Here is an 11,048-nt window from a genome sequence, read left to right on the forward strand (position 1 = left end):
GGTGGCCGGCTCCGTCGCCGTCCGCCGCCCCTGGTCCGACGACACCTGGTCGTACCTGAACGATCCGCGGATGCCGGCGATGGAGCACGGTTGGAAGCTCCACGTCTCCGCCCGCCCGGGCACCCTGGCCGCCGTCCTCGCACTCGTCCTGCCGGTGCTGGAACAGCACGTCTGCCACGCCAAGTGGGCCCGCGACCCCGAGGTGCTGCGCACTCTCAACTCCGGTACCCGGAACGCCGCTTCGGTCGGCAAGGCGGTCACCGTCTACCCGGCTCCGGACGAACTCCTGCCGCTGGCCGCCGAGTTGGCCGCCGCCCTGCGCGGCCGGGAGGGGCCGCCGATCACCGGCGACCGCCGCCTCGCCCCCGACGCGCCCGTCTACTACCGGTACGGGCCGTTCACCGGCGACTACCGGACCGGGCGCAGCGGGCGCCTGGAATCCGTGATGACCGGCCCCGACGGGCAGCTCTTCGACGGCCTGGCGGGCACCGCATACCGCTGCCCGCCGTGGGCCGCGGACCCGTTCACCCGCCCCGCGACCACCCCGCCCGCGCCGGGCGCGTCGGCCACCCCGCCCGCGCCGGGCGTGTCGGCCACCCCGTCCGCGGCGGCCGGTTTCGGCGGCGGGCGCTACCGGGTGACCGGCGGGATCGCCCGCAAGGCCCAGGGCAACGTCTACCGCGCCCTGGACCTGGTCACCGGGCTGGCCGTGGTGGTCAAGCAGGCCCGCGCCTACGTCGCCGAGGACGTGGACGGCGCCGACGCCCGCGACCGCCTGCGCAACGAGCACGCCGTCCTCACCGCGCTCGACGGCCTCCCCGGCGTCCCGCGCGCCCTCGACTACTTCCGCCACCGCGCCGACGAGTACCTGGTCACGACCGACTGCGGCAGCCGCGACCTGCGCCGCGAGGTGCACGACCACGGGCCCTTCGCCGCGAGGGGAACGGACCGCCCGCACCCGTCCGGCCCGCTCGCCGCCCGGCTGCTGCGCGTCCTGGACGGCGCCCACCGGCGGGGCGTGGTGGTGCGCGACCTCAAGCCGGACAACGTCGTGCTGGACGCCGAAGGGCACTGCCACGTCGTCGACTTCGGCATCAGCGCCCGGCACGGCACCGGCCCGGACGGCTCCACCCCCGGCTACAGCGGCCCCGTGCACCGGCCCGGCGCCCCGGCGCTGCCCGCCGACGACTACCACGCCCTGGGCATGACCCTGCACTTCGCCGCCACCGGCCTGGACCCGGTCGTCCTCGACTCCGACCCGGCCGTCAACCGCGAACGCACCCTGGCCTGCCTGGAGTTCGCCCTCCCCGGCCCCGCCCACCAGCAATTCCGCTCCCTGATCGGCGATTTGACCAGCCCCGACCCCGCCACCCGGACCGCCGGAGCGGACCGCCTGCGCCGGGAAGCCGGGCAGGCGGCCCTCCAACAGACTTCGCATAAAGTCAAGTTGACCAGAACGGGCCTCCCGCGCCGGGAAGCCGAGCGGCCGAGCCGCCGACGGCCGCCCGCCGCACCGCAGATACCGGCCGACCTGCTGGCGGAGATCGTCGAGCACACCGTCGCGGTCTGCGTCGCCGAGGCCCACCGGATCGCCGACCCGGCGCGTGCCGACCGGTCCGCCGTCCCCGCCCCGGTCGACGTCTACGGCGGGAGTTCCGGGCTCGGGCTGGAACTGCTCCAGCACCTGCACCGCCCCGGCGTCCCGGCCGCCGTCGCCGCGCTCGCCGACTGGACGGCCCGCCAACACCGCACGCTACCGGCCGGGTTGTACTGCGGCCGGACCGGCGTCGACCTGTTCCTGACCGCCGCCGGCGCACCGCCTCCGCACACCGCCACCGACCTGCCGGACCAGCGCCCGGGCGGCGGACCGCCGGAAGCCGACCTGATCGACGGCGCCGCCGGGACCGGCCTCGGCCACCTGCTCCTCGCCCGTGCCCACCCGGCCCCGGCCCCCGCTGTCACCGCCACCCCCGCCCCCGCCGACCGGCACCTCGCCGCCGCCACGGCCTGCCGCGACCAGCTCACCACCGGGCACGCCCGCCTCACCCCGCCCGCCGCGCCCCGTCCCGGCGACGCCGCCCTCACCCGGGGGATCGCCCACGGCGACGCGGGGGTCGCCCACTTCCTCCTCGCGCACGCCCGCGCCACCGGCGACCCGGTCTCCCGGCACCACGCCGCCCTGGCCTGCGCGCGCCTCGCCGCCGCCACCCCGGCACTGCTCGCCGCCGCCACCCGGCCCGGCGCCAGCCGCCGCTACGGCTCCTGGTGCCGCGGGCTGGCCGGGATCGGCGCCGTCCTGGCCCGCGCCGCCGAGCAGCTCGGCGAACCCGCCCACCGCGCGCTCGCCGAACGGTGCGCCCGCGCCTGCCTGGACCTGGCCCCGCGGATGCCGCTGGTCACCCAGTGCTGCGGCCTGGCCGGCGTCGGCGACCTGATGCTCGAACTCGCCCCCGCCGCACCGGAGTTCCACGAGGCCGCGGGCACCGTCGCCGCCCTCGTGCTGGCCCGCTCGGCCGGCCCCGCCGCCCGGCCGGTCTTCCCCGACGCCGGCCTGGTCCGCCAGTCCTTCGGCCACGCCACCGGCACCCCCGGCGTCCTCGCCTTCCTCCGCCGCCTGCACTCCCCCGGCAGTCCCCCGCTCGGCACCCTCCCCTGACCACCCGACGACCCGAACTCCCGCCTCCGGGACGGACGTTCACCGCCCGGCTGCGCCGGCAGGACGACAACGGCCCGCAGGAGCGCCTGCTGCCGCCGCGCAAGAGCCGGACCAACCGCCGGCCTCACCCCTCGACGGCAGCACCCCCGGCCCCGGCCCCAGCACCGCTCCCGACCCCGGCCCCAGCACCGGCCCCGGCCCCGTTCCCGCCCGCCGCCACTGCCGCGAGCAGGGCCAGCAGCGGTGAGACGTCCCGCTCGAAGGTGAACTCCCGCAGCAGGGTGGTCCACCGGCCGTCCTCCCAGCGCCATACGAAGACGTAGCGGGCCGGGAGGCCGTCCTCGCAGCGGTACATGACGACCGTGCCCTGGTCGCCGTGCCGCCCCGCGGACAGGAAGCGGACGTCGTCCGTGCCGCCGTCCGCGACGCCCTCGCCGCGCGCGGCCAGCGCCCGGAACCGCGCCATGAAGTGCGCCTTCGTCAGCACCGCGACCCGGCCCGCCTCGTCGGTCCGGACGTTCTCGAACTCCTCGTCGTAGAGCGCCTCCAGCGCCGCCAGGTCCATCGCCGTGCCCGCCGCCAGGTACTCCCGCATCCGCGCGACCAGCGTCCCGTCCAGGTGTCCGTCCATCGTTGCGCCCCCTCGTCGTTCGTCCTTCGTTCCGGTGCGCCCATCGTCGCGGCGGCCGCTGTCGGATCACCCGCAGCCCGCTGTCGGCGCACTGTCGGCGCGCTCTCGGCCCCCTCTCGGAACGCCCTCGAACGACGCCCTTCCCCCCTTGCCGCACAAAGTATTTCGTGCCCGGAGCGGGAGGCACGTAGCGTCCCGTGCCATGACCGAGGAGACGTGGACGTACGCGACGGCGGGGGAACTGACGGCGGCCCTGCGGGCCGGGAAGGTCAGTTCGGTGGAGCTGACCGAGGAGGCGATCGGGCGGATCGAGCGGGAGGACGGGGCGCTGAACGCGATCTGCGCGCCGGACTTCGAGCGGGCCCGGGACGCCGCCCGGGCGGCCGACCGAGCGCGGGCGCGGGGGGAGGAACGGCCGCTGCTGGGTGTGCCGGTGACGGTCAAGGAGTCGTACAACGTGGCCGGGCTGCCCACCACTTGGGGCATGCCGCAGTTCCGGGACCACGTCCCGGCCGAGGACGCCCTGCAGGTGGCCCGGGTCAAGGCGGCGGGCGCGGTGGTGCTCGGCAAGACCAACGTGCCGCTCGGGCTCCAGGACATCCAGACCTACAACGAGATCCACGGCACCACCGTCAACCCGTGGGACCGCACCCGCACCTGCGGCGGCTCCTCCGGCGGCTCGGCCGCCGCCCTGGCCGCCGGGTTCGGCGCGCTGTCGCTGGGCACCGACATCGCCGGTTCGCTGCGCACCCCCGCCCACTTCTGCGGCGTCTACGCGCACAAGCCGACCCTGCACCTGCTGCCCACCCGCGGCATGGTCCCGCCGCACGCCCCGGCGCTGCCCGCCGACATCGACCTGGCCGTCGCCGGGCCGATGGCCCGCTCGGCCCGCGACCTCACCCTGCTGCTCGACGTGATGGCCGGCCCCGACCCGCTGACCTCCGGCCTGGCCCACACCCTGGACCTGCCGCCCGCCCGCCACGACCGGCTCTCCGACTTCCGGGTGCTGGTCCTGGACGAGCACCCGCTCATCCCGACCGGCGCCGACGTCCGCGCGGGCCTGGCCCGGGTCGTCGACGCGCTCGCCGAGGGCGGCGCCCGGATCGAACGGCACAGCCCGCTGCTGCCCGACCTCGCCGACGCCGCCGAGCTCTACACCCTGCTGCTGTCCTCCGCCGTCGCCGTCCAGTTCCCGGTCGGCAGCCAGCAGCAACTCGCCGCCCAGGTCGCCGGGTTGAGCGAGGACGACCACAGCCTGGTCGCCGCCCGGCTGCGCGGCCTGCTGCTCTCCCACCGCGACTGGCTGGGCGCCGACCGCCGCCGCGAACTGCACCGCCACGCCTGGCGGCAGCTCTTCGCCGAGTTCGACGCCGTCGTCGCCCCGATCACCCCCACCGCGGCCTTCCCGCACGACCAGGACCCCGACCTGATGAACCGCCGGATCACCGTCGACGGCACCGCCCACACCTACTTCGACCAGTTGGTCTGGGCCGGCCTCGCCACCATGCCCGGCCTGCCCGCCACCGCCGTCCCCACCGGCCCGTCCGCCGCGGGCCTCCCGGTCGGCGTCCAGCTGATCGGCCCGATGTACGAGGACCGCACCCCGCTGCGCCTGGCCGAACTCCTGGAGGAGCGGCTCGGCGGCTTCCGCCCGCCCCGCGCACTCCACTGACCGGGCCCGGCCCCGTCAGGTGCCCCGGCCCGGCCCCGGGCACCTGACGGGGGCTCAGCGGGCGGCCCGGTAGGCCCGGCCGGCGGCGGTGGCGGTCGTCCCGTCGGTGAACAGGCCGCTGCTGGGCTTCGCCGGGTCCGCGCCGAGGCCGAACCAGGCGTAGCGCTGGAGGTAGGGCAGCGCGTCCAGGGCCTCGGTGGAGGCGGTGACGAAGGCGGCCTGCTGGTCGGCGCTCGGGAAGCGGGTGCCCTGGGAGAAGTCGATCAGGGCGTACTCGGTGAGCCAGATCGGCTTGTGGTAGCGCCGGTGGACGGCCTCCAGGTAGGCGGTCAGCTGCTGGACGGCCTGCGGGGTGCGGAAGTCCCCGCCGTACCAGTGCAGCGTGATGAAGTCGACCCGGTAGCCCTTGGCGTCGGCGCCGGCCATGAAGCGGTCCAGCCAGCCGCCGGGCGTGTCGGCCCCGTAGGCGACCGCCGGGCTGCCGAGGACCTGCCCGGCCCGCATCAGCTGCGGCCACAGTTCGAGCGCCCGGTCGACCGTCAGGTTCGACTGGGCGGCCATGTCGGGCTCGTTGAACCCCAGCAGGTAGGGGCCGTTGGCGCGGGCCTGGGCGAGGGCGGCGTCGGTGACCGAGGACGCGCCCCAGATCATCGGGACGAAGGACGCCGACGCGGGCGTGCTGATGCCCGGGTGCTGGGTGCCCCAGGTGTAGTACCAGCCCGCCCCGGACGCGGCGAGCGCCTGGCTCGCCCCGTCGAAGGCCCACACGCCGACGCCCTTGCGCGCGGACGCGACGACGACGGCGTCCTGCGCCACCGGGGCGGACGCGGCGGCTGTGGCGGACGGCGGAACGGACTCCGACGGCGCGGGCGAGGACGCGGGCGGGGCGGACGGCGAAGGCGTGGGCGAAACCGAGGGTGACGCACCGTCAGGTTCCGGCGGGGCCGCCGCCTCGGCGGCCGTGGGCGGCGCGACGGCCCCGGACGGCCCGGGCGCCGCCGCCGGGACGGTGTCCTGCCCCGGCACCAGCTCGGCCCCGACCAGGACGGCCGCCACCACCAGCACCAGCGCCGCCCCGCCCAGCACCGGCTTGGCCAGCAGCGGCTTCGCCGTCCGGACGGGGCGCGACCGCCGGTGGCCGGAACCCCGCCCCGGGACGCCCCCGGAGGAACCGGAGTGGCCGCCGGAGCCGGAATGGCCGCCGGATCCGCCAGGGTTCGGGCCGCCGGGCCCGCCCGGGGTGAGCGCGGCGAGGATCCGGGCCGGGTCGAGGCTGGGCGGGACGGCCAGCAACGGCAGGCCGTACAGCAGCCGTTCGGCGGGGAGCAGCTCGTTGCGTTCGCCGGTGCAGCGGGTGCAGTCGCGCACGTGCCGGGCCAGGCGCTTGCGCCACAGCGGGCCGGGGGTGCCGTCCCAGCCGGTCGTGATCGCGGCCAGGCCGGGGCAGCGCGGGTCGGCGGCCAGGGCGCGCACCAGCAGGCGGGAGAGGTCGAGTTGCTTCTTCATCCGGCCGGTGCGGACGGCGGCGTGGCCGGAGCTGAGGCCGAGTGCGGCGACCAGGTCGGCCTGTTCGAGTTCGCCGGTCTCCTTGAGCCACCACAGGGCGAGCAGTTCGCGGTCGTCGGGGTCGAGCCAGCGGGTGGCCTCGGCGATCTCGCGGCGCTGTTCGGTGAGGCCGAGGCGCAGGACGGTCAGGCCCGCGAAGTCGAGCGCGGGGTCCGGTATCGCCTCGGCCTCCTCGATCGGGGCGGACCGGTCGAGGGCGGCGGCCCGGTCCTGCTGCCGGTTGCGGACCTGCCGGACGGCGATGGCCACCAGCCAGGACCGGAAGGCGGCCGGGTCCCGCAGTTCGGACAGTCCGCGGACCATGCGCAACAGGGTCTCCTGTACGACGTCGTCGGTGTCGGCGTGGCCGTTCAGCGCCCGGCCGACGATGTTGTAGACCAGCGGCAGGCTGTGGGCCACCAGGTGTTCCAGCGCCTGCCGGTCGCCGGCGCGGGCCGCCGCCACCGTCCCGGCGTCGGGTCCGCTGCGTCTGGTGTTCGGCATGGGGTCCGTTCCTCTACGTCGGGGTGGCGGGTGCGCCGGGTGTACGGATCGGAGACCGGCCGCGGGGGCGCCCGCCAACAGAAATTCTTCCCCGGACCGGAATTTGTGTTGGCGGGGACCCCCGGCCGGGGTCTCCGATGCGTACACCCGGTGCATCCGCACCCCGAGGGGCAGGAGGACGGCCCGCGATGGCACGAGGACACCGCCGCCGCGCCGTCTCCGGCCCCGCCTGAGCCAGGCGGCCGGGCGGCCCCCACCGCCCCGGCCGCCGTCCGGCCCTGCCGGGTGCCGGGCCCCCACCCCGGCCCACCCGGCCCGGCAGGGTCCGCCGGGCACCGCGCCCTTCCCCCTGCACGGGGCGCGGTGCCCGGCCTTCCCCGACCGAAGACCATCGGCCGAAGGCCATCGACCGGCCGCCGGCCCGTGCGGCGGCAACTCCCCGGTGGGGCGAGCTGTTACAGTCGGGAGTGGCGCAGTGGTTGCGCACGTGGCACATGCACGGAAGAGGGACAGACGTGGCGGGTGACGACGACATCTCCGGGTGAGACCCGGACCTGACGGCCACCGGGCCGGTGCACGAGGCGCCGCCGGAGTGGTCCGTTTCGTCGTTCCCTTCTTCTCCCTCCCACCCGTCTCTCGGGCAGTCCGCCGTTCCCCCGGCTCCGCGGCACCCCTCCGGTACCTCCCGGGGCCCCTCCGGAGCCTGCCGGGCCGTGCGCTGCCCCCGGTGCCATTCGAGGTCCCACCGTGTCCGACGTCGCCGTCGTCTGCTCCCACCTGTCCTTCTCCTGGCCGGACGACACCCCGGTCTTCCACGACCTGTCGTTCAGCGTGCCGCCGGGCCGCACCGGCCTGGTCGCGCCGAACGGTTCCGGCAAGTCCACCCTGCTGCGGCTGATCGCGGGTGAACTGCGGCCCGCCGCCGGGTCGTTGACGATCTCCGGGACGCTCGGGTACCTGCCGCAGAGCCTGCCGTTGACGGCGGGGCTCAGCGTCGCGCAGGTGCTGGGCGTCGACGGGGTGATCCGGGCGCTGGACGCCGTCGAGTCGGGCGACGTCGCCGAGGAGCACTTCGCGGTGATCGGCGACGACTGGGACATCGAGGAGCGCACCCGCGCCCAGCTGGACCGCCTGGGCCTGGGCGCCCTCGCGCTGGACCGCGACCTGGGCACGCTCAGCGGCGGCCAGGTGGTCTCGCTCGGCCTGGCGGCCCAACTGCTGCGCCGCCCGGACGTGTTGCTGCTGGACGAGCCGACCAACAACCTGGACGCGGCGGCCCGGCACCGCCTGTACGACGTGCTCTCCGAGTTCAACGGCTCGCTGCTGCTGGTCAGCCACGACCGCGCGCTGCTGGACCGGATGGACCGGATCGCCGAGCTGGACGGCGGTGAACTGCGGCTGTACGGGGGCGACTTCACCGCGTACCAGGAGGCGGTGCGGGCGGAGCGGGAGGTCGCCGAGCGCAATGTCCGCAACGCCGAGCAGCAGTTGAAGCGGGAGAAGCGCGAACTGCAGCAGGCCCGGGAGCGGGCCGACCGGCGGGCGAGCAACGCGGCGAAGAACCTGAAGAACGCGGGCCTGCCGAAGATCTTCGCGGGCACCATGAAGCGCGGCGCGCAGGAGTCCGCGGGCCGTTCGGGGCAGGTGCACGCGGCGCGGGTGGACGAGGCGCGGGCCCGGCTGGACGAGGCCGGGCGGGCGGTGCGCGAGGAGCAGCGGCTGAGCCTGGAACTGCCGGACACCCAGGTCCCGGCGGGGCGGACGCTGTTCCACGGCGAGGGGATGCGGGCCCGGCTCGGGGGCACGGAGGTGTTCGGGCCGGACGGCGCGGACCTGATCGTGCGGGGGCCGGAGCGGATCGCGCTGACCGGGCCGAACGGCGCCGGGAAGACCACGCTGATGCGGCTGGTCAGCGGCGATCTGGCGCCGGAGGGCGGGGAGTTGCGGCGCGGCGAGGGCCGGATCGCGTACCTGTCGCAGCGCCTGGACCTGCTGGACGAGGGGCTGTCGGTGGCGGAGAACTTCGCCCGGTCCGCGCCGGAGCGGCCGGAGGCGGAGCGGATGAACCTGCTGGCCCGGTTCCTGTTCCGGGGCGCGGGGGCGCACCTGCCGGTGCGGGTGCTGTCGGGCGGCGAGCGGCTGCGGGCGACGCTGGCGTGCGTGCTGTGCGCGGAGCCGGCGCCGCAGTTGCTGCTGCTGGACGAGCCGACCAACAACCTGGACCTGGTGGGCGTGGGCCAGTTGGAGAGCGCGCTGAACGCGTACCGGGGGGCGTTCGTGGTGGTCAGCCACGACGAGCGGTTCCTGGCGGAGATCGGGGTGGGGCGCCGGCTGCGGCTGGCGGACGGCCGGTTGACGGAGGTGGCGGCGTGACGGCGCTGGTCGCCCACGACCTGGTCCGCGTCCTGGGCGGCCGCCGGGTGCTCGACGGGCTGTCGCTGACGGCCGCGCCGGGCCGCCGGATCGGGCTGATCGGCGAGAACGGCTGCGGCAAGTCGACGCTGCTGCGGGTGCTGGCCGGGGTCGACGAGCCGGAGGCCGGGAGCGTCGTCCGGCCGGCCGATCTCGGCTTCCTGCACCAGGAGTTGCCGTTCGACCCGGCCGCGGACGTCGCCTCGGTGCTGGCCGAGGCGCTGCGCGAGGCCCGCACGGACCTCGCCGAACTGGAGCGGCTGGGAGCCGAGTTGGCCGCCCTTCCCGAGCAACACCCGTCCCTGCCCGGCCTGTTGGCGCAGTACGGGCGCCGGTTGGAGCAGGCCGAGGACCGCGGCTCCTGGGACGCCGACCGCCGGGCGGCGCTGGCGCTGGACGGCCTGGGGCTGTCCGCCGTCGGGCCGGAGCGCACGCTCGGGTCGCTCTCCGGCGGGCAGCGCGGCCGGCTGGCACTGGCGGCGCTGCTGGTGCGCCGCCCCTCGGCGGTGCTGCTGGACGAGCCGACCAACCACCTGGACGACGCCGCGTCCGCCTTCCTGGAGGCCCAACTCCGTTCGCTGCCGGGCGCGGTGGTGGTGGCCAGCCACGACCGGGCGTTCCTGGAGGCGGTCTGCACCGACCTGGTCGACCTGGACCCGGCGGCGGACGGGCCGGTGCGCTTCGGCGGCGGCTACCTCGCCTACCTGGCGGCGAAGCGGGCCGCCCGCGGCCGCTGGGAGCGCCGGTACGCCGAAGAGCGGCAGGAGATCGCGGAGTTGGAGCACGCGGCGGGGGTGACCGCGCACCGGGTGGCGCCGGACCGGGGGCGCACCGACAACGAGAAGATGGGCTACGGGCACCGGGCGGGCCGGGTGCAGCAGCAGATCTCCCGCCGGGTGCGCGACGCCTCCCGCCGACTGGCCGAACTGGAGCGCACCCGGGTCGCCGAGCCGCCCGTCCCGCTGCGCTTCACCCCGCCCGCCCCGGAACCCGCCTCCCCGAACCCGTCCGCCCCGGAACCCGCCTCCCTGGACCCGTCCGCCCCGCTGCTCTCCCTGCACGGGGTCGGCGTTCCCGGGCGGCTGGCCCCGGTCTCGCTGCAACTCGGCTGCACCGACCGGCTGTTGGTGACGGGCGGGAACGGGACGGGCAAGTCGACGCTGCTGGCGGTGCTGGCCGGGCGGCTGGACCCGGCGGTGGGCGAGGTGCGGCAGCGGCCGGGCCTGACGGTGGGCCTGCTCGCCCAGGACACCGTGTTCGCGCGTCCGGACCGCACCGCCCGCGAGACCTACGCGCTCGCGCTGGGGCCGGAGCCGACGGAGCGGGTGCCGCTGTCGGCGCTCGGCCTGCTGGCGGCGGCCGACCTGGACCGCCCGGTCGGGGCGCTGTCGGTGGGCCAGCGCCGCCGGCTCGCGCTGGCCCTGCTGGTGGCCCGCCCGCCCCGGCTCCTGCTGCTGGACGAGCCGACCAACCACCTCTCGCCGCTGCTGTGCGACGAGTTGGAGGAGGCGATCGGCTCCGGCGGCCCGGGCGCGGTGGTGCTGGCGGGGCACGACCGCTGGCTGCGCCGCCGTTGGCGGGGGCGGGAGTTGGCGCTGCCCGGCGGCCCTAGCGAGTGAGGGCGAAGG

At 76.5% G+C, this 11,048-nt stretch carries 6 protein-coding genes; 4 read left to right on the top strand and 2 right to left on the bottom strand.

The features are described from left to right. The first annotated feature begins 1 nt into the window (after position 1). Positions 2-2,656, top strand: a complete 2,655-nt coding sequence (gene lanL / locus IH44_RS0120510) for a class IV lanthionine synthetase LanL (protein ID WP_030461099.1) — start codon at positions 2-4, stop codon at positions 2,654-2,656. Positions 2,657-2,780: 124 nt separating this feature from the next. On the opposite strand, the gene IH44_RS0120515 is transcribed toward lanL, so the two are convergent. Further along, positions 2,781-3,287 carry a DUF4440 domain-containing protein gene (locus tag IH44_RS0120515; protein WP_051817111.1) on the bottom strand — a complete coding sequence of 169 codons (507 nt, stop codon included), beginning with the start codon at positions 3,285-3,287 and terminating at the stop codon, positions 2,781-2,783. Positions 3,288-3,489: 202 nt separating this feature from the next. Between IH44_RS0120515 and IH44_RS0120520 the strand changes: the two genes are divergently transcribed. After that, the gene (locus IH44_RS0120520) at positions 3,490-4,959 is read left to right on the top strand and encodes an amidase (RefSeq protein ID WP_030461101.1); all 1,470 of its coding nucleotides are present in this window, start codon (positions 3,490-3,492) and stop codon (positions 4,957-4,959) included. A 54-nt stretch (positions 4,960-5,013) separates the two neighbouring features. On the opposite strand, the gene IH44_RS0120525 is transcribed toward IH44_RS0120520, so the two are convergent. Next, positions 5,014-7,008, bottom strand: a complete 1,995-nt coding sequence (locus IH44_RS0120525; protein ID WP_030461102.1) for a sigma-70 family RNA polymerase sigma factor — start codon at positions 7,006-7,008, stop codon at positions 5,014-5,016. Between the two features lie 747 nt (positions 7,009-7,755). Here IH44_RS0120525 and IH44_RS0120530 point away from each other — a divergent pair. After that, positions 7,756-9,381: an ABC-F family ATP-binding cassette domain-containing protein gene (locus tag IH44_RS0120530; RefSeq protein ID WP_030461103.1), complete on the top strand. Its 1,626-nt coding sequence runs from the start codon at positions 7,756-7,758 to the stop codon at positions 9,379-9,381. Then, entirely contained in the window at positions 9,378-11,039 is a 1,662-nt protein-coding gene (locus IH44_RS0120535; RefSeq protein WP_030461104.1) for an ABC-F family ATP-binding cassette domain-containing protein, read from the top strand. The genes IH44_RS0120530 and IH44_RS0120535 overlap by 4 nt, the downstream gene beginning before the upstream one ends. Positions 11,040-11,048 lie beyond the last annotated feature (9 nt).

Source organism: Kitasatospora sp. NRRL B-11411 (assembly GCF_000721345.1).
GTDB classification, from domain to species: domain Bacteria; phylum Actinomycetota; class Actinomycetes; order Streptomycetales; family Streptomycetaceae; genus Kitasatospora; species Kitasatospora cineracea.